Source organism: Paenibacillus sp. FSL L8-0638, from assembly GCF_038593075.1.
Classification (GTDB): Bacteria; Bacillota; Bacilli; order Paenibacillales; family Paenibacillaceae; genus Paenibacillus; species Paenibacillus polymyxa_D.
Map to the genome: position 1 here is coordinate 1,426,378 of NZ_CP151960.1, position 18,866 is coordinate 1,445,243.

Annotated in this window: 18 protein-coding genes, 6 tRNA genes and 1 riboswitch; of the genes, 17 read left to right on the forward strand and 7 right to left on the reverse strand. The window is 46.4% G+C overall.

From position 1 onward, the window contains the following. Positions 1 to 45: 45 nt before the first annotated feature. Positions 46 to 1,677 carry a formate--tetrahydrofolate ligase gene (locus MKY35_RS06410; protein WP_342445911.1) on the forward strand — a complete coding sequence of 544 codons (1,632 nt, stop codon included), beginning with the start codon at positions 46 to 48 and terminating at the stop codon, positions 1,675 to 1,677. 23 nt (positions 1,678 to 1,700) lie between these two features. Here MKY35_RS06410 and MKY35_RS06415 read toward each other — a convergent pair whose 3' ends face one another. Next, on the reverse strand, positions 1,701 to 3,431 hold the full coding sequence (locus MKY35_RS06415) for an ABC transporter substrate-binding protein (RefSeq protein WP_342445912.1): 1,731 nt from the start codon (positions 3,429 to 3,431) through the stop codon (positions 1,701 to 1,703). Positions 3,432 to 3,539: 108 nt separating this feature from the next. Further along, a complete protein-coding gene (locus MKY35_RS06420; RefSeq protein WP_342445913.1) occupies positions 3,540 to 4,532 on the reverse strand; it encodes an ABC transporter substrate-binding protein in 993 nt (330 codons plus the stop codon). Positions 4,533 to 4,766: 234 nt separating this feature from the next. On the opposite strand from MKY35_RS06420, the gene MKY35_RS06425 reads away from it, so the two are divergent. The 6 genes from MKY35_RS06425 to MKY35_RS06450 all read left to right on the forward strand — a co-directional run bounded on the left by MKY35_RS06425 (position 4,767) and on the right by MKY35_RS06450 (position 11,583). Beyond that, positions 4,767 to 5,399 (forward strand): LysE family transporter, encoded by a 633-nt coding sequence (locus MKY35_RS06425; RefSeq protein ID WP_039269618.1) that lies wholly within the window; start codon positions 4,767 to 4,769, stop codon positions 5,397 to 5,399. A gap of 110 nt (positions 5,400 to 5,509) precedes the next feature. Then, positions 5,510 to 6,787 carry a DUF4367 domain-containing protein gene (locus tag MKY35_RS06430; protein ID WP_342445914.1) on the forward strand — a complete coding sequence of 426 codons (1,278 nt, stop codon included), beginning with the start codon at positions 5,510 to 5,512 and terminating at the stop codon, positions 6,785 to 6,787. Positions 6,788 to 7,054: 267 nt separating this feature from the next. Continuing rightward, positions 7,055 to 8,251 (forward strand): alanine racemase, encoded by a 1,197-nt coding sequence (gene alr, locus MKY35_RS06435; protein ID WP_342445915.1) that lies wholly within the window; start codon positions 7,055 to 7,057, stop codon positions 8,249 to 8,251. Between the two features lie 291 nt (positions 8,252 to 8,542). Continuing rightward, positions 8,543 to 8,824 carry a ribbon-helix-helix protein, CopG family gene (locus MKY35_RS06440; protein WP_007429334.1) on the forward strand — a complete coding sequence of 94 codons (282 nt, stop codon included), beginning with the start codon at positions 8,543 to 8,545 and terminating at the stop codon, positions 8,822 to 8,824. A gap of 6 nt (positions 8,825 to 8,830) precedes the next feature. Next, on the forward strand, positions 8,831 to 9,181 hold the full coding sequence (locus MKY35_RS06445) for a type II toxin-antitoxin system PemK/MazF family toxin (protein WP_007429335.1): 351 nt from the start codon (positions 8,831 to 8,833) through the stop codon (positions 9,179 to 9,181). Between the two features lie 179 nt (positions 9,182 to 9,360). After that, positions 9,361 to 11,583: a Tex family protein gene (locus tag MKY35_RS06450; protein WP_342445916.1), complete on the forward strand. Its 2,223-nt coding sequence runs from the start codon at positions 9,361 to 9,363 to the stop codon at positions 11,581 to 11,583. A 105-nt stretch (positions 11,584 to 11,688) separates the two neighbouring features. Here the strand turns inward: MKY35_RS06450 and cmpA are convergent, their stop codons facing one another. Beyond that, complete coding sequence (cmpA, locus tag MKY35_RS06455) at positions 11,689 to 11,823, reverse strand: cortex morphogenetic protein CmpA (protein ID WP_007429337.1); 135 nt, start codon at positions 11,821 to 11,823, stop codon at positions 11,689 to 11,691. A gap of 144 nt (positions 11,824 to 11,967) precedes the next feature. On the opposite strand from cmpA, the gene MKY35_RS06460 reads away from it, so the two are divergent. The 3 genes from MKY35_RS06460 (at position 11,968) to MKY35_RS06470 (ending at position 12,702) form a co-directional block, all read left to right on the forward strand. Continuing rightward, entirely contained in the window at positions 11,968 to 12,492 is a 525-nt protein-coding gene (locus MKY35_RS06460) for a SprT family protein (protein WP_342445917.1), read from the forward strand. A 44-nt stretch (positions 12,493 to 12,536) separates the two neighbouring features. Further along, positions 12,537 to 12,612, forward strand: a tRNA-Asn gene (locus tag MKY35_RS06465). Between the two features lies 1 nt (position 12,613). Beyond that, positions 12,614 to 12,702 (forward strand) — tRNA-Ser (locus MKY35_RS06470). Between the two features lie 179 nt (positions 12,703 to 12,881). Here the strand turns inward: MKY35_RS06470 and MKY35_RS06475 are convergent. Both MKY35_RS06475 and MKY35_RS06480 read right to left on the reverse strand, forming a co-directional pair. Then, on the reverse strand, positions 12,882 to 13,757 hold the full coding sequence (locus MKY35_RS06475; protein WP_029516346.1) for a Cof-type HAD-IIB family hydrolase: 876 nt from the start codon (positions 13,755 to 13,757) through the stop codon (positions 12,882 to 12,884). A gap of 69 nt (positions 13,758 to 13,826) precedes the next feature. Further along, positions 13,827 to 14,588: a DeoR/GlpR family DNA-binding transcription regulator gene (locus tag MKY35_RS06480; protein WP_029516347.1), complete on the reverse strand. Its 762-nt coding sequence runs from the start codon at positions 14,586 to 14,588 to the stop codon at positions 13,827 to 13,829. 245 nt (positions 14,589 to 14,833) lie between these two features. On the opposite strand from MKY35_RS06480, the gene MKY35_RS06485 reads away from it, so the two are divergent. The 6 genes from MKY35_RS06485 (at position 14,834) to MKY35_RS06510 (ending at position 16,821) form a co-directional block, all read left to right on the forward strand. Further along, positions 14,834 to 14,905 (forward strand) — tRNA-Glu (locus MKY35_RS06485). A gap of 86 nt (positions 14,906 to 14,991) precedes the next feature. Then, positions 14,992 to 15,067, forward strand: a tRNA-Lys gene (locus MKY35_RS06490). 15 nt (positions 15,068 to 15,082) lie between these two features. Then, positions 15,083 to 15,165: transfer RNA gene (locus tag MKY35_RS06495), tRNA-Leu, on the forward strand. A gap of 164 nt (positions 15,166 to 15,329) precedes the next feature. Further along, on the forward strand, positions 15,330 to 15,785 hold the full coding sequence (locus MKY35_RS06500) for a MarR family transcriptional regulator (RefSeq protein ID WP_023987598.1): 456 nt from the start codon (positions 15,330 to 15,332) through the stop codon (positions 15,783 to 15,785). Positions 15,786 to 15,969: 184 nt separating this feature from the next. Beyond that, positions 15,970 to 16,344, forward strand: a complete 375-nt coding sequence (locus MKY35_RS06505) for a helix-turn-helix transcriptional regulator (protein WP_342445918.1) — start codon at positions 15,970 to 15,972, stop codon at positions 16,342 to 16,344. Between the two features lie 93 nt (positions 16,345 to 16,437). Continuing rightward, on the forward strand, positions 16,438 to 16,821 hold the full coding sequence (locus tag MKY35_RS06510; protein WP_342445919.1) for a helix-turn-helix transcriptional regulator: 384 nt from the start codon (positions 16,438 to 16,440) through the stop codon (positions 16,819 to 16,821). 123 nt (positions 16,822 to 16,944) lie between these two features. Here the strand turns inward: MKY35_RS06510 and MKY35_RS06515 are convergent, their stop codons facing one another. Next, on the reverse strand, positions 16,945 to 17,166 hold the full coding sequence (locus MKY35_RS06515) for an XRE family transcriptional regulator (RefSeq protein ID WP_342445920.1): 222 nt from the start codon (positions 17,164 to 17,166) through the stop codon (positions 16,945 to 16,947). A gap of 342 nt (positions 17,167 to 17,508) precedes the next feature. On the opposite strand from MKY35_RS06515, the gene MKY35_RS06520 reads away from it, so the two are divergent. Beyond that, positions 17,509 to 17,591 (forward strand) — tRNA-Leu (locus tag MKY35_RS06520). 144 nt (positions 17,592 to 17,735) lie between these two features. On the opposite strand, the gene MKY35_RS06525 is transcribed toward MKY35_RS06520, so the two are convergent. Next, complete coding sequence (locus tag MKY35_RS06525; RefSeq protein ID WP_069012206.1) at positions 17,736 to 18,221, reverse strand: glutathione peroxidase; 486 nt, start codon at positions 18,219 to 18,221, stop codon at positions 17,736 to 17,738. Positions 18,222 to 18,686: 465 nt separating this feature from the next. After that, a riboswitch (cyclic di-AMP (ydaO/yuaA leader) is annotated at positions 18,687 to 18,859 on the forward strand. Positions 18,860 to 18,866 lie beyond the last annotated feature (7 nt).

An 18,866-nucleotide genomic window follows, 5' to 3' on the forward strand; every position in this document is an offset into this window, starting at 1 on the left:
GACACCATCGGTCAGACTTATAAAACGGGGGGTACATAACGAAAGATGAAGAGAATTATTGATATAGCCAAAGAAGCAGGAATTGAAGAAGAACATCTAGAGACGTATGGAAAATATAAAGCAAAGCTGAACCCGTCCCTGTGGGAGCAGTTAAAGGATCGTCCGAATGGAAAGCTGGTGCTGGTTACGGCGATGAATCCCACGCCGGCGGGAGAAGGAAAAACGCTGACAACTATTGGGCTGTCACAGGCGCTGAATGCGCTGGGGCATAAAACCGTTGCTGCGTTGCGTGAGCCGTCCCTGGGCCCTTGCTTCGGCATGAAAGGAGGAGCAACCGGAGGAGGACAAGCCCAGATTGTTCCGGCAGAAGACATTAACCTGCATTTTACAGGTGATATTCACGCGATTTCGGCAGCGCATAATTTGCTGGCAGCGATGATCGATAACCATTTATTTCATGGAAATGCTTTGCGGTTGAAACCCGAGCGGATTGTGTGGAAACGCGCTGTCGATATGAACGACCGGAGTTTACGAAACATTGTAACCGGATTGGGGTCAGGTAATGGAGCAGTGAGAGAAAGTGGTTTTCTGATTACCTCGGCTTCAGAAGTGATGGCCGTATTATGTTTAAGTGAAGATATGGACGATCTTAAAGTGCGATTGGGTCGGATGGTGATTGGTTATAACGAAGATGGCGAAACGGTAACAGCTGAGGAACTAAATGCGGTGGAAGGTATGGCTGTGCTGCTTCGGGAAGCATTGAAACCCAATCTGGTGCAAACGTTGGAGGGAACTCCAGTTATTGTGCACGGCGGACCTTTTGCGAATATTGCGCATGGATGCAGTAGTTTGATCGGTACGAAGCTAGCCCTGAAGCTGGGAGAGGTGGTTGTCACGGAGGCTGGGTTCGGGGCTGAGCTGGGGGCAGAAAAGTTTTTTGACATCAAGTGCCGTCAATCCGGTTTGCAGCCAGATGCGGCTCTGTTGGTCGTAACCGCCAAAGCGCTGAAATATAACGGCGGTGTAGCTAAAAATGAGCTGGACGCAGAAAATCTGGAACAATTGCAACTTGGATTAGCCAACATGAACCGGCATATACGGAATTTGCAAAAGTTTGGCGTGCCAGTACTGGTAGCGGTCAACCATTTTGTAACAGATAGCGAAGCCGAGCTGGAACTGATTTTCTCGGAATGCCGCAAGCTGGGAGTACCCGTAGAGTTGTCACAGGTGTGGGCACAGGGGAGCCAAGGGGGAGAAAAGCTGGCCCAAAGCCTGCTCAACCTGCTCCAGGAGGACAAAGCCCATTTTGCACCATTGTATGAGCATACCCTTGGTTTGCAAGCGAAAATTAGTGTTATTGCGAAGGAGATTTACGGTGCGGCAGAGGTAGCTTACACTCCTGCGGCCAAACGGGCGTTGGCCGGTATGGAGCAGCTTGGTTTTGGACAACTGCCTGTATGCATGGCCAAAACGCCATATTCATTCTCAGATCAACCTTCTCTGCTAGGTGCACCGGAAGGCTTTACCATTCACGTGTCCAGCGTTGCTTTGTCTGCAGGGGCAGGCTTTGTGGTCGTGGAAACAGGCAATACTATGACGATGCCAGGATTACCAAAATCCCCAGCAGCTGAGCATATGTCGCTGGAGGCAGATGGAAGCATTCAAGGTCTAATGTAGTATCTTTAGAAAATGGCAGCTTCTCAGGATGAAGTGCCAAGCAGTTTGGGCAGTGCAGTAAGCAGTTTTTGTCGGGTTATGGCATCGCTCCAGTTCCAGCGTTCAGCTTCTACGAAATATACCCGACCTTGACGTACAGCAGGGAGGCTGCGCCAGAGAGGGCTGCTGATCATACGTTCCAGCGTATGTTTGGATTCTGGTGCTGTTGGGACAAGCATAAAAATGCGGTCCCCGGCGTAATCAGGCAATTCGCTTGGATCTATTTCCGCGAAGCCGTGTCCCTCGTCGAGCACCCTTTGGATCGGTTCAACGGGCTGAAAGCCCTGGGGGTGGTAGAGGGCCGACGAGAATCCGGACATACCCATGACAAAGAGCCGATCACCATGATCGAAGATGAAGACGGAGGCCGTTTCTCCGGCTGTGATTTGCGTACCGAGCTGCTGCCACATTGCCAGATTACGGGCTGTGAAGGTAGACAACCAGCGTTCGGCCTCTCGCTCCTTACCGAGCCAGACGCCAAGTGTACGCATCCGTTCCTCCAGCGTGGCGAAGGAGTTGAAGGTGACGGTGGGGGCGATGCTGGCAATGCGCTTATATTCCTGTTCGTCCGAATTGGCGATGATAATTAGATCGGGATCAAGAGCACTAGTCAAGCGGGCATCCAGTGGAAGGCCCACATCGGCAACATTCACAAGACGATGTTTATAGACGCTGTATTCACTGAGTTGCAGACTTCCACCGATGGCTTTGGCCCCTAATGCCAATAGATCGCCCATCGTTTCTCCATGATAGATGATGCGGCTTGCTCGGCGCGGAATATGAATATGGTGACCCGTCCAATCCTTGACGCGCACAGAACCGGAGACAGAAAGTGCGTACTTGCCAGGGGGAATCCCGGTCATTTGCCTAAACCGTCGATTAAAATAATATTCGTCAGAGAAACCAACCTGACGGGCTATTTCACGTAAAGGCCGTTTGCAATCCAGCAGCAGCCGCTTGGCATGATTCAAGCGCAGCTCAGTGAGGTAATGCAGCGGCTTTTTGCCTGTAATTTTACGAAACATTTGCGAGTATTGCCATATGGAAACGTTCGCCTGCTCGGCAAGCTGCTTGACGGTAATGGGCTTTTCATAGTTGTTTTCCATATATGTGAGAGTGCCTTCTACCGATGCTGGCAATGCCGGATTAGAGGTATTGTTTTGATCAATATCGGTGTGATCTTCCTGCCACAGCAAAAACAACTCTTGAAACATGATTTGCTGCCGTAATACGGATGTTTGGTTATGCGGCTGTACCGTTTGTTGGGTACTATAAAATAACTCTTCAATCAACTGAATAAGTTTGGAGGAAGAAGAGGAGACGATGTATTCGCGCGGTTCCGGCAGGACAGCTCCATGATATATGGATGGCATGCGCGCTGCGTGTTCAGCCAAGGCCATGTCCGCTTGTGGTTCCGACGTCAAAGCGATGACCTCAAACGTGATTTTGTAGTATTCAGGTACAGTTCCATTTAGGGGAGCGATTTGATAGGATTCACCTGGAGCTAGCCAATACCCATGACCTGTATGGAATAGATACTGCTCTAGGCCAATGTCCACCATCCCTGTCCCACTGATGAACATAAGCAGACAGTGATATGAACTGGGACGTGATAATAATTCATCGGTAGGCTCACCAATCAACGCAATTTCTTTAAAATGAAAAAGCAGTGAGCTGAACGGAGGAGGATATACGGACGACGGAGACTGGTTCACGGTATTGCTCCTTTTATTGAGAATGGTTATCATGTATATATGAGTATACCTCCTTTAGGTTCAACAAAAAAGAAGCCTATCAACAAGTGTCGATAAGCTTCTCCAATTTTATCTGATGAGCTTGGGCAATTCCTCCAGCAGCCATTCTCGAGTGGAAGCATCACTTTCAGTTTTGCCAATATCCTGAGTGTACACACGACCCTGTTTGACAGCAGGGAGCTGGAGCCACAGCTTGCTTTTCATTAACTGTTCGGTGGATTGTTCGGCTTCTGAACTTGGTGTTCTTAGTATGAAAATCCGATCTCCAGCGTATTGTCCGATCACTTCCTGAGATATTTGTACAAATCCTTTGTCTTCATCCAGTGCTTTCTGGATAGGAGGGGTAGGTTTGAAACCATTCTTTTCATACAGTAATTGTGACAGTCCTGTCCGTCCCATTGCGAATAAACGGTCACCTGGATAGTAGGTAAAGACTGAAGCAGTTTCCCCCGCCTTAACACCTTCTGCGTGAAGTTTGGTCCACATCTCCGCTTCCTTTATTTTATATTGGGCAAGCCAATCTTCAGCGTCCTTTTTCTTGTTCACAATGTCTCCGAGATGCAGCAAACGTTCGTTTAACGGAGCAAAGGTATCGAACATAATTGTAGGTGCAATTTTTGTTAACGCTGCGTATTGCTTTTCATCTGTATCGGCGGTAATGATCAGGTCAGGCTGTAGTTCCAAGGCTTTTTCCAAATTAATCGGGAACCCCAGATCAGCCACGTTCTGAACCTGCTTTTCGTAAACCTTGCCTTCAATCATAGAAGTTGATGTACCTACAGCTTGTACGCCTAAAACCAATAAATCCCCATAGTTTTCTCCAAAGTAAACGATGCGCCGAGGAGTCGTGGGAATATTCACTGTATGTCCCTTATAGTCTGTGTATTCACGAGTTGTGGCAGCTTCCGATGTTTTTGTAGATGCTGTCGTGTTGCTGTTTGCACTCTGATTGTCAGATGCGCCACATCCCAGCAGCAATGCCCCCATAAGAAAGAATAGGCAGATGAGAGCAGTGTATGGTCGAGTAGATTTTTTGTTGATTGTCGAGCTCTTGTTGGTCATAGCAACCTCCGTATAATAGAATGATTCAGAATTTTGCAAATGAGAATTATTATCACAAAAGCTATGATAAGCGCTGGACCCTCAATACTCAATGGACAAACTTGGTCAATGAATCCGATTTTGTACAAAATAAGTCTCATGTGTTCTTAGCTCATTTCATTCTTTAAATTTTATTGATTCGTCATTTTTTATGGTATAGAATAGCATTTTTATACATTTGAAAGGGGTTTTGAAATGGCATTGTTTATTACATATGTTTTACTAGGTTTCTCTATAGCACTACCTGTAGGTACAATTACGGTTGAAATGACGAAGCAAGGGCTAAAGAATGGATTCATGCATGGTTGGATTGTGGGCCTTGGGGGGATGACCATCGATTTGTTATTAATTACTGGCTTGTATTTTGGTCTGGCCTCAGTCTTGTCATTACCTGTTGTACAAGTGATTATGTGGTTCGTTGGAGCCCTTTTTTTGTGCTACGTGGGGTACGACAGCATTAAAAATGCAGATCATGATATTGCGCTAGAAGGAGAGAAAAAGACGAAATCATTATTTTCGTCCTATAAAAATGGGCTGCTTGTAGCTGTTTCACCAGGAAATTTAGTGTTCTGGGTGAGTGTTTTTGGAACTGTGCTGGCAAGTTCATTTGATCGGTCAAATACAAGTCAATTCTTGATTGTTGGCTTAGGCATTTTGTTTGGTATTCTTATCCATGATTTAGGCTTGATGACCCTCGTAGCCACAACACGAAAAGCCATGAATCGAACCGCTATCAAGTGGGTTACGATCGGTGCAGGCGTGGTTTTGATCGGTTTTTCGATTTATTTTCTGTATGAATTTATGATCACTCTCCAAAAGATTTTATAGCATTACGCAAGGATACGTTCAAGCTTGTCATGCCAGTCTGCATAAATCGAACAAGTCCTTCATAGACATGTACTAATTCATTTAAAACATGTGCTGAAGGGGTTGATGACATGCGCCGGATTTCATGGATGCTCGCCATGGTCATGTGTGTAACGCTGCTGCTGGCCGGGTGCGGCAAGAAGAGCGCGGACGATGTGGTTAAAGATTTGAGTGACGTGGTGAGCGACCTGAACAGCTACCACGGTACAGCTTTGATGACGCTGCATACCGGCGACACGCCGCAGGAATACAAGGTGGATATTTCCTACCGCAAGCCGTCCTATTACAGAATTGCCATGACGAACGAGAAAAAGGATGTTACGCAAATTGTGCTTCGTAATGATGAAGGTGTATTTGTGCTAACACCCAGCCTGAACAAAAGCTTCCGTTTCAAAAGCGACTGGCCAAACAATCAGGGTCAAGTATATTTATATGAAACGTTGGTTCGCAGCATTATCGGCGATGCCTCCCGTCAGTTGGCTACCGACGATAAATCCTATGTGTTTGATGTGGCAGCGAATTACAACAGCCATGCGCTGGTGAGACAAAAGATATGGCTGTCCAAAAATGACTATGCACCCACTCAGGTACAGGTGTCTGATGCGAATGCCAAGGTAGTTGTTGATCTGAAATTCGATCAATTTGCTTTTGATACGAAGTTTGACAAGGACTCTTTTGATATGGAGCGGAATATGGCTTCAGGTAAGACGAGTACAGGTAGCGCAGGGGCGCCATCTTCCGGAGCAGTAGATCCCAGCGGTCAGCCTGATCCTTCCGGTGCGATGGATGGGACGACTGGCGTGACGACTGGCGAACCCGGACAAGAGCAGGGGACCGCAGGGGATGCAGTCCAGCAATCGTCAGGGGAAGCCAAGGTGGACGGTACTGCCACAAACGATACGTCCAAACCGGATAAAGCAGCCAACGCAGAGGCGCAGCAACAAACCCCGGGCACATCGGATGCCGCAAACGGAACGTCAGCGGGAACAGATGCGGCAGAAGCTGTGATGGGTGAGTTCGGTTTGATCGAACCTTCCTACACGCCAGCCGGAGTACAGATCAAGGATACGCCGGAGCTGGAGGATAATGGTACACATGCCGTGATGCTGCGGTATAGTGGAACATATAATTATACCATTGTGGAGGCGCGTCCAAAAGATCGGGCGGTCGCACTGGCCGCAGGCGAACTGGTTGATATTGGAGGAAGCTTCGCCGTGCTGACCGGAAGCGAACAGCAGACGATGACCTGGATGAATGACGGAATCGAATTTAGAATCACCAGTGCTGACCTGCCTGTGAGCGAAATGATACAAATTGCCGCTTCTATACAGGATCAATCGGGTAAATAAAATTTTATAGACGGATGCAGACGGTCTAGAGTGTAAAAATGCTCTGCTGCCGCCCGTATCCGTCTTTTGTTCATTCGCAGTCTAAGATGTGCATCGCTTGTATATCCTATTCTATTGTAGAGATGGTAGAGGAGGCTGGTAAAGCCCACCTGCCATTGACAGCCACGTTTTTGAACATTACCATTAACCTTTGGAAGCAAGCACTTTGCCACACTCCGAATGGTAAAGGTTATGTTACAGGCTAACAATTGAAGAAGGTGACTGGATTTGCAAGCACAATACAGATCGACCCGGGCCGAAATCAACCTGGATCACCTTGGCGCCAACTATGAAGCTTTTCGCAAGGCATTGCCAGCGGATAAGCTGATACTGGTCTGTGTCAAGGCTAATGCCTACGGACACGGTGCCGTGGAAATTTCAAAGGAATTGGAACGCCTTGGTGCGGATTATTTGAGCGTCGCTTTTCTGGATGAAGCGTTGGAGCTTCGTCATGCGGGGGTTCAGCTACCGATTCTTGTACTCGGCTATACCCCACCGGAAGCTGTACAAACGGCTTGGGAGCATGATATCTCATTGACTGTGTTCAGTGAAGAAGTGCTGGAGGGTATCCGCAGACTGGACTGCCAAGGAAATGAACGCAAGCTGAAGGTGCACATCAAAATAGACAGCGGCATGGGAAGACTGGGTTTGCTGCCTGGAGAAGAGGCTATGGCTTTTGTCCGGCAGGCTCACGAATTAGAGCAGGTGCTGCTGGAAGGCATGTACACCCATTTTGCCCGCGCGGATGAAGAAGACAAAAGCTATACACTGCTACAATATGATCGGTTTCGGGGCGTGGCGGAAGCGCTAAGGGAACAAGGTATCACCATTCCCATTATACATACGGCCAATAGCGCCGCTACCATTGATACCCCTTCTCTTTCCCCCAATATGGTGCGGATTGGTATCAGTATATACGGTCTGTATCCGTCTGATGAGGTTAACCGGCAAGCCATTGAACTGCTGCCTGTATTGTCATTGAAGACGGCAGTGGTTTATACCAAGACGCTTCCTCCCGGCTGGGGAGTTAGCTATGGCACCCGGTATGTGACTTCCAGTGAAGAACGGATCGGTACACTGCCAATCGGCTATGCGGATGGATACTCCCGCATGCTGAGTGGGAAGATCGAAGTATTGATACGCGGTCGCCGCGTCCCGGTACTCGGCACGATTTGCATGGACCAGTGTATGGTATCCTTACAATCTTTCGCAGAAGATGCGGAAGAAATCCAAACCGGCGAAGAGGTTGTTCTCATCGGTCAGCAGTCCGGCGAAACTATCGCGGCGGATGAGCTGGCATCCAAGCTTGGTACGATCCACTATGAGGTGATCTGCATGATCGCAGACAGGGTACCTCGTGTATACACACGAGATCATGTTCCTGTTATTCGAGTGAACTCGCTTCTTCCAACCCACTGGAATTAATTTCATAACGCAAATTACCGAATAAAAGCAGGAGTTTTCGCAGAACGTCCCGAAATATGTACAAAGGAAAGAAAAGAGCGCTATAACTGTCAAAAGACGCATCAGGCTCCGCTGACACTTGTATTTCGGGGATCAAACGCCTGTACGAAAACGAACTGCGTAGTTTATAATGGAATGCAGCATAGATGATATACGAATATCATATACATTCTTGTATTCCGTTTGAATAAATTACCGGGAATAACGTTATAATGGTACAATGGCGACAAGGTTTTGGGGGTGGAAGAGAAGTTGGCCAATTTGCAGAACACCAAAAGAATAATGATCAGTTTGCCAGATCATCTCTTACAGGAAGTGGACGGGATCGTAGCTATGGAAAATTCCAACCGCAGTGAATTTATCAGGCAGGCCATGAAGCTGTATGTAGGCGAACGTAAAAAACGTTACATTCGTGAAGCTATGCAGCGTGGATACATGGAAATGGCTAAAATTAACTTGACCATGGCATCCGAAGCCTTTCACGCGGAGGAAGATGCAAACAGCACCTTGGGCCGTACAGTTAGCGGGGTGTAATCCATATTGATCGTAAAGCGCGGCGACGTTTTTTTTGCAGACCTTTCACCCGTAGTCGGTTCCGAGCAAGGTGGCGTCAGACCTGTGCTGATCATTCAAAATGATATCGGCAATCGGTTTAGTCCTACCGTGATCGTGGCAGCTATCACCGCTCAGATTCAGAAGGCAAAGCTGCCTACACACGTGGAAATCGACGCGGCGACGCATGGCTTTGATCGTGATTCTGTTGTTCTTCTGGAGCAAATTCGGACGATCGACAAGCAAAGGCTTACCGACAAAATCACCCACTTAGATGAAGAAACTATGCGCAAAGTGAGCGATTCGCTACAAATCAGTCTTGGTTTGATTGATTTTTAGCATGATGGAACGACGAGTGAAACGGGAAAAGGGCAGCGCTTGGGCGCTGTCCTTTTGCGTGTCTGATGAAAAATGCAGATAGGGCTTGCTCTAACGGCACCTGCTGGCGCTTTGAATCATTTTTTGTGATAATGAAAGACATGCTGTATGACAAGAGTTGTGAGGAAGAAGGGATAGGTTTGTCTAACGAGGAAACGAAGACGGAAATCCGGCAGGAGCCGAACGAAGCAGAACGCCAAGAGCGGATTGTCAAACAAGTGGCGAGAGAGCTGTCGCTGGCACTCAAGCAAATCCGGACAACGATCAGTTTGTTGGATGAAGGGAATACAATTCCTTTTATCGCGCGTTATCGTAAGGAAATGACAGGAGAGCTGGATGAAAATCAGCTACGTGAAATTGAAGATCGTGTAGTGTATTTGCGTAATCTGGAGGATCGTAAGGTAGAGGTCATCCGCATTATTGATGAACAGGGCAAGCTGACGGAAGACCTGCAGGTGGCTATCACTTCTGCGGTTAAACTTCAGGAAGTGGAGGATCTGTACCGTCCGTATCGGCAAAAGCGCAAAACCCGCGCCAGTGTAGCAAAGGAACGGGGACTGGAGCTGCTGTCCATCTGGATCTGGAGCCAGCCGAAGCAGGGCGATGCTCTGAAAGAAGCCGAGTCTTATGTAAATGCGGAACTGGGAGTGGACAGCGCCGAGGCGGCCATCCAAGGAGCCTTGGACATTTTAGCTGAAAATATAGCGGATGATGCGGCTATTCGTCAATGGGTGCGTCGATACACGCTGGACCATGGTATGCTGACCTCCGAAGCGAAGGATGCAGAGCAAGAATCTGTGTATGAGAACTACTACAGCTATCGTGAACTCGCTAAGAAAATGCCACCTCATCGTATTCTGGCGATTAATCGCGGGGAGCGGGAAGGCATTCTTAAGGTTGGTCTGGAGGTAGTGCCAGATTCTATTTACAATTACGTGGCAGGCCAAGTGATTAAAGGATCGTCTGTCGTGCAAGATCTGCTGCGCAGTGTCATTGAGGATGCGTATAAAAGACTTATCGCGCCGTCTATCGAGCGTGAAGTGCGCGCTGAAATGACGGAGAAGGGCGAGCAGCAGGCGATCTCCATTTTTGCAGGCAACTTGCGCAGCCTGTTGCTACAGGCTCCGATCAAGGGCCGACGTGTGCTCGGTGTCGATCCGGCCTATCGGACAGGCTGCAAGCTGGCGGTTGTCGATGACACCGGCAAGCTGCTCGAAGTGGCTGTGACGTACCCGACACCACCGAACAACAAGAAGCGCGAGGCTGCTGAAAAGTTCAAGCAGCTGATTGCTCAATACGGGATCGAATTGATTGTCATTGGTAACGGAACCGCTTCGCGCGAGACAGAGCAATTCGTAGCGGAAGTCATCGCGGACATTGGTGACAGCAGTCTAGCGTATCTGATCGTCAATGAGGCGGGCGCAAGCGTATACTCTGCCTCCAAGCTGGCACAGGAGGAATTTCCCGATTTGGACGTGGCCGAGCGCAGTGCGGCTTCCATTGCACGTCGTGTGCAGGACCCGCTGGCTGAGTTGGTCAAGATTGAGCCGAAGGCTATTGGTGTAGGCCAATACCAGCATGATGTGTCGCAGAAACATCTGGATGAAAGCTTAAAGGACGTTGTCGAATCAGCCGTTAACCATGTCGGTGTAGATGTGAACACGGCTTCCTCTGCGCTGTTATCCTATGTAGCAGGGATCAATGCGACGATTGCCAAAAACATCGTTAAGTACCGCGAGGAAAACGGTAAATTCAGCAACCGTCGTCAGTTGCAGAAGGTGCCGCGTCTTGGTGCAAAAACCTACGAGCAATCTGTTGGCTTTATCCGTATACCGGGTGGAGAAAATCCGCTGGATCGCACACCGATTCACCCTGAATCCTATGCTGTCGTAGACCGCCTGTTGGCGGAACTGGCCATCAATGCCCACGATCTGGGCACCAAGGCTGCAACGGAAGCACTGAACGTGTCCAACATTGACGAATTGGCCGCGAAGCTGGAAGTCGGCGTGCCGACACTGAAGGATATTCTGGACAGTCTCCAGCGTCCGGGCCGTGACCCGCGTGACGAGCTACCGTTGCCGGTATTCCGCAAGGATGTGCTGAAGATCGAGGATCTGGCACCGGGTATGGAGCTTCAGGGAACCGTCCGCAATGTCATTGATTTTGGCGCGTTTGTCGATATCGGTATTAAAAGTGACGGGTTGGTTCATATTTCACAGCTGCGCAGTGGCTTCGTAAAGCATCCGATGGATGTCGTATCTGTCGGTGATAACGTAACGGTGTGGGTGTTGAATGTTGATTTGAAAAAAGGCAGGGTTGGTCTGACGATGAAACCTCCTGCAGAGGCGCAATCGCAGGCATAATACTTTAAATAAAGCTGTACAACCTTCTTGTGAAGGGTTAACAAAAGCCGGAATCTCCGTACTGTATCGGAGATTCCGGCTTTCGTTTTTGGATGCCTTTAGCTTTTACCCGTTGTTGGCATCGAACTCCACGCCAGGTGCTTTATGATAAAAAAACCAACAATCGTTCAACAGTTTAATTTGGCGCCGGTCCTTTTTGTAAAAGGCCCGCATGAGCTGGTTGCTGAGCCATTGAGGCAAGCCGATCTCCTCCTCTGTGTTACATCTGTATGTTTAGCATATGGGGTGGGTACCTAAAGTGTGCTTATGAATTGGGGGTTAGACTTCGGCCGTTATTTTATAATATGCTTGTCAGTAAGGAGCAAAGGAGGAGAGACCGTAAGGATGGAGTCCAAGTCCCTGAGTAATTCAATGAACCATTCAATGAGCCGTTCTATGAGTAATGAAGAGCTTCAAGAATGGGTAGAGCGAATTTCGCTGGAGAGCTTCGGTGTGCCGTTTCGACATCAAGCCACCTTTAATGCACGCCTGTCTTCCACAGGCGGTAGGTATTTTATGAAAAGTCATCATATTGAAATTAATCCACATCAACTCGCAGCTTACGGACGTTCTGAGGTGGAGAAAATTATTAAGCATGAGCTGTGCCATTATCATTTACATTTGCACGGGATGGGCTATCAGCATCGAGATGCTGACTTCAAAGCATGGTTGGCCCGTGTAGGAGGAAGCAGGCATTGTCAGACTCTGCCGGGAAGAACGGAACGTAAGCCTCAGCCTTATCGTTACAAGCTAGTATGCGTTTCCTGTAAACAGGAGTATATGCGCAAGCGTAAGATGAATCCACAGCGATATCGCTGTGGGAAATGTGGAGGTAAGCTTCGCCTGTTGGCACTTGACGGCACCCCCTGAATCATGGTAAATTAACCATACTGTAAGATAATTTACAGTAATGTTCCCTGATAGCTCAGTTGGTAGAGCACTCGACTGTTAATCGAGTTGTCACAGGTTCGAGTCCTGTTCGGGGAGCCATGGAGAGGTACCCAAGTGGCTATAAGGGGACCCTCTGCTAAGGGGTTAGGCTGCGAAAGCGGTGCGAGGGTTCGAATCCCTCTCTCTCCGTTGGTATTTTAAGTAGAAAAAGGACGCTCGTATGCATTGTAATGATGCTTGCGAGCGTCCTTTTTGTCTAGATCTGCTTTGAAAATAACGGTGGACTGAAATTCGTTTAAATGGAGAGACGAACGTGCTGCGTACGCCATGAAGCGACGTCAGCCTGTCTTGTAAGCAGCCAATGACTTCTATTTCACAGTGTCAGCCTCAACTGTCTTAAGTATGTTCAACAGAGCATGAGCGACGCCATCTTCCGTATTAGTCAGAGTCACTTCGGAGCAGACGGCCTTAATGTCGTCTTTTGCATTGCCCATGGCAATGCCTCTTCCTGCCATTGTCAGCATGGAGATATCGTTGTAACTGTCCCCAATCGCTACAGCTTCCTGCATGGGAATGCTCAGATGATTCGCCAGATAACGCAATGCATTACCTTTAGACGCGTCCTTATGCTCGACTTCAAAGTTACGGTCTGAAGAGATGACCATGTTCAGGCCCTGAAAACTTTGGTAACGCTCACGGCCCCGATCCAATTTGGCTTGATCAAAGGAGAAACAGAGCACGTTATAAATCTCTACATCCAGTGGAATGTCCTCATATGAAGCGATGCGGGTATGTCCGGTCTGTTCATATTGTTTTTCGGCTGCGTGTAATAATGTATCCAGCGAAATATCCGGGTTGGCGCTCAGCAATCGATCCATTTCAACAGCAAGTAGCTGATGTCCGTTTTGTGGAGAATAAATAGCGCGGTCTGTCATGACCTCATAGTAAAAGTCGTTATCGTGCAGCCAGCTCAGCACTTCAAACGTTTCACTGCGGCCCATAGGAGTAGAGGTTAACTGACGACGATGCACATCGTGTACGGTTGCCCCGTTTGCTCCAATGACGGGAGTTATAAGTTCTGCTTCCTCTAGCTTTGTCCAGGCGTCATAAGCGGCTCTACCAGTGGCAATTGTCACCTGAACGCCTTGCTTTTGTGCTTGGCGTATAGCCTCCGCGTTCACTTTGCTTATTTTTCCTTCCTCGTTCAGCAGTGTTCCATCCATATCAATCGCAAACAGTTTCATTTCTCTCCAACTCCTGTCTTTCGATATCTCTGTGATAAATCATGAGTTCTAGCTAAGCAGTTTCATATTTTATGAGGGGACAACAACTTCAATATCATGATGTTGCAAAATTTCTAGCATTGCTGGTTCTGGCAATCGATCGGTGATCACGATATTAACTTCAGATAAATCAGCAAAACGATACGGGAAATTAATTCCGAATTTCGAATGGTCCGCAAGGATGATCACCTGATCCGCCTGTTTCATCATCTGATGCTTCAGCATACCGTCTTCTTCATGAATCAGGCTTAGTCCGTGAGATGATATGCCTCCAATCCCGATAAAAGCTTTGTCTACAAAATAATGAGACAAAGTGGCGATTACGGACGAGCCATATACATATCGGTGCTCTTTTTGCAGGCGGCCTCCCAACAGATGAATGGAGACACCGTCTTTTCCAGATAGTACGTCAGCCTGATTAATTGAATTGGTGATAACCGAACATTCCTGCACATTCAGTCTTTCTGCACACGCCTGTACGGTGGTAGAGGAATCCAATATAATACGATCCCTATCTCGTACCATGTTGGCAGCCAATTGTCCGATCACTTGTTTCTCCTCAGATACAGTAAGCAGTCTTTCGTTATAATTTCCAATTGGATCGTGATGCAGTTTAGGGAGAAGGGCGCCGCCGCGGGTGCGAATAATTTTTTGATGCTCCTCAAGTTTTACCAGGTCTCGACGGGCCGTATCCCGTGAAACATTAAAAATTTCACAAATATCATCCACCGAAATACGCTTGTGAAGCTGTAAGTAATCAACGATTTTTAACATTCGTTCTTCCTGATACATAGAAAGCTCCTCTGATATATAATGATTTCGGTATCTCGTAAGTGATTATAAGTAAATGTAAGTGATATTGCAATCATTTATCATGATTTTTCAGGGATTAGATGATTATAGATAAGTTAATGTAAGTGGACGTGCATTTTGTAATGATAAAAACTGCTTTTTTTAAAATTTAAAAAATAAGTATTGCCATTTGTTATTCTATTTGATATACTCTTTCTTGTCGCCAAGTTGGCGCATAATAATAAGGCCCGTTGGTCAAGGGGTTAAGACACCTCCCTTTCACGGAGGTAACAGGGGTTCGAATCCCCTACGGGTCATTGTTGTCTTTATAGACTACATGTTGCATGCTTAAGGGAAATTCCTGAGGTCTGGTCTAATGGCGGACAGCTTGGATGAACAGCATGAGCCATTAGCTCAGTTGGTAGAGCACCTGACTTTTAATCAGGGTGTCGAAGGTTCGAGTCCTTCATGGCTCACCATTTATATTTTGTTATGCGGTCGTGGTGGAATGGCAGACACGCTATCTTGAGGGGGTAGTGAGCGTACGCTCGTGGAGGTTCGAGTCCTCTCGACCGCATCAATGGAATGAACGGAAAAGTCTCTCGCGGTAGAGGCTTTTTTTTATTTGTGTAGTGATGTAATAAAGTAATGATTATGATGAAATAATGATTCCATAGTATAATATAACGCCATAATGTTATAGAATGATAAGTATAAACTTATGAAGTGACGGTGAAAAATATGGACACTCAACTGTTAGGAAATATATCAGAAAATATTTTGGGCTTGTTTCCGATTGTGAAGAAGAAATTTTTCACCTACGGTCCGCTCGATTTCCCATTACACTTGTCGCCTAATAACTTTCAGGTGCTAATGCTCCTGCGTGAAGTACGTTCGTCTACGGTATCTGATTTATCCAAACAGCTTAATGTCTCACGTCCGAACATGACTCCTCTTCTGGACAAACTGGTGGAGCATGGGTTGGCTGACCGCCAGTCGTGTGATTCGGATCGCAGAGTCGTGAATGTAGCGATTACACAGGAAGGCGATGCTTTTTGTGAACAGGTATTTCATACCTTCTCCAATAAAATTCAAGAAAGACTGGTGTATCTGCCAGAAGAAGATTTATTGCATCTGAGTGAAACTTTGAATGAATTGAAGCATATTTTACTTAAAATCGACAACTCTGCTACGTGATTGGCGTAAGTGAACCAGCTTAAAACCGCCCTTTCTTCGGAAAACAGGCGGTTTTTGTTGCGTGTTGTGGTATAATGGGAACCAACATACATAATTCGGTAATTTTAGCATACGTGATCTTTGAAATGGGAACAGAGAACATGATATCGTTATTTGAGAGCCTGCTAGGGAGGAAGGAACTTCTATGCAATCTATTTACCATCGCATCGAGGAACTCATCAAGGAACGGGGAATGACGAAAAAGGCGTTCTGCCAGCAGTTAGGCATTAGTACAGGGAACTTCGGGGATTGGAAAAGAGGAAAAACGACGCCAGGCACGAATAAACTCATTGAAATCGCTTCTTTTTTTGATGCCAGTCTGGATTGGATTATGCTGGGTCGAGATGTACAGGGTGAGGTGCTAAAGGAGTCGCAAGACCCTTATTTTTTTGACGCTTCAGGGCAACTGAATTGCCAGGGGGAACCGCTTAATGAGGCGGAAAGAAATTTTATACTTGAGTATATTGAATTTACCCGCTTTCGTAAAGAGAAAAACCAGCGCAATTCTACTATGGGGTAATGGTTGCTTAGGATTTGATGGGGATTACTAATGAGTAAGGCTGAAAAATGAAAATTATTTCAGAAAAAGTTACTGTTTCGGAGGGGAAACATTTTGGGAGATCAAACTATTTATCAGCGCATTGAAGCTTTGATTAAAGATCGGGGAATGACCAAGAAGGCATTTTGTGAAAAACTTAAAATCAGTTCAGGGAATCTCGGTGATTGGAGAAGGGGTAAAACAACGCCGGGTACCACCCATTTAATTCAGATTTCGGACTTTTTTAATGTATCGCTCGATTGGTTAATGAAAGGGATTAAGCCAGGAGAAGGCGTACTTCAGGAGCAGAAGGCTGCTTATTTTTTTGGAGTGATGGGGCCACTGAATTGCCAGGCAGAAGATCTTGAGACGGAAGAACAAAATTTTATTTTAGAATATGTTGAATTTGCGAAATATCGTAAGCAAAAAATTGAGAAGGATAAAACAAAGCCGGAATGATTTTTTGGCTAAAGATCGTCTGGGTGAAAACCCGTAAACGAACTGGAGGGGTTCGCTTTACGGGTTTATTTGGTTTCTTGGTGATATGGAATGACCTGTATGTAACTGGAATGCTTGTTGGATTTAGAGTGGCGATGCCTCCTTATAATCGTTATCGTCGATGTTCAGAATTGCAGCAACTTGTTTTCTGTACCTTTGTGCTTTGCGGGTGCCGTGAATCAGATTGGACAAGCGTGAAGGCGGAATATTGTGTGTCTCACAAAATGTTTTCTGATCCAGTCGAAGTTCGACAAGCTGTTGTTTGATGGCCCACCCGAAGGAGGTGACAGGCATTTTGTTGTTCAAAAGAAATCGCCCCTTACGGATTCTTACGGAATAATTGGTGTGTTATAATAATCATCAGTAAACATGTTAGAATTAACCATCTGAAACTATGATACACTTTTATACGTGTTTTTACAATCGTAAATACGTTATTTCGTCAAATTAATTACTTAGTTAAGTGCTAGGTGGTTCTGATAATCCGTAAGGGGGCAACATTAATGCATAGTTCAGCAAGCGGTTATCTTTATGCAGGACGGTATTATTATCGCTCATATATGTAAGTTAAAATAATTATTATATTTTTGTTTACAAATAGTTGATGAGAGAGTATAATAAATCTGTTGCCTCAATACATTATAATTTGCGGTCGTGGTGGAATGGCAGACACGCTATCTTGAGGGGGTAGTGGGCGTACGCCCGTGGAGGTTCGAGTCCTCTCGACCGCATTATATGCAAGACCCAGTTAAAAAGCATCCTGACACGATTTACGTGAAGGGATGCTTTTTTTGTTAAGCATTTCTCGTTATATTCTTTAGTCACGGAAGCCACGGTTGCAACAGGTCGTTTATTAACTGTGATAATGAAGAATGTCAGTTTTGCTGCAAAAGCTTCTCTATATCTCCCGCCAGCTTATCTGGAGTGGTTTGCGGTGCATAGCGCTTAAATACGTTACCTTCTCTTGTAATTAAGAATTTAGTAAAATTCCATTTGATCGCTTTGGACCCTAATACCCCCGGAGCTGTTTGGGTCAGGTAGCGAAATAAGGGGTGTGCTTGATCGCCATTGACATCTGTCTTGGCGAACATCGGAAAGGTGACACCATAATTGATCTGGCAAAACTCGGAAATCTCCTCACTGGAACCTGGCTCTTGTTTGGCAAACTGGTTACTGGGAAATCCCAAAATTTCGAGCCCCTGTTCATGATACTGGTCATATAGCTCTTGTAGCGCTTTGTATTGGGGGGTTAATCCACATTTGCTGGCAGTGTTAACGATAAGCAGAACGTTCCCTTCAAATGTGGATAACGGAATTTGTTTCCCTTGCAGGGTTTGCGCATCATATTCATAAACGGTCATAGCATCTCTCCTCATTCAATATTCAGCAATTAAATTTTAGACAATTTAAAGAAGGGTTGCAAGCCTGGAAAAGCTGCATAAAGCCTTCAGGCGCTGTAAAATCGTATTTTGCTCAAAACAGTAAATCGCACCGCAAATGGAGCGAATTAAGGTGTTTCTTCTTATAAAAGCGGGTTCAATCGGTGTTTAGCTGGTACATATAGCGTATTTTCTTCTCTTTTTACAAAAAAGGCCAATAACGCTTTACCCTACGCCAATATTGACATGCTTGTCATTTTCAAAAAGGGATGAAAAACAGAGATTAAAGGAGCTGTGAGAAGCATAGTTGCATTGTAAGCGTTATTATTAATCTTCTATGCTCTAAAGCCCGATTTATAACCCTGCAGTTGAGCTTTACAGTCTTCCATGCGCGGGTGTATGATTCAAGACGTAATTTCAAATTAATTTGAATGAAGCAACAACGAAATGTCTATAGCGCTGAATTTTGCAGTTGCAAAAGCGGGGGAACCAATCGAGACTGTACGGCTTCGGAAGCCGTGTGTCTCATGGGGTGAATTTTCCGGTCAAGTGCCAGAAATAGGGCGACTCTCACGTCCGAATCCGACAGCTAACCTCGTAAGCGTACAGGGAGAGGCAACAAACCGC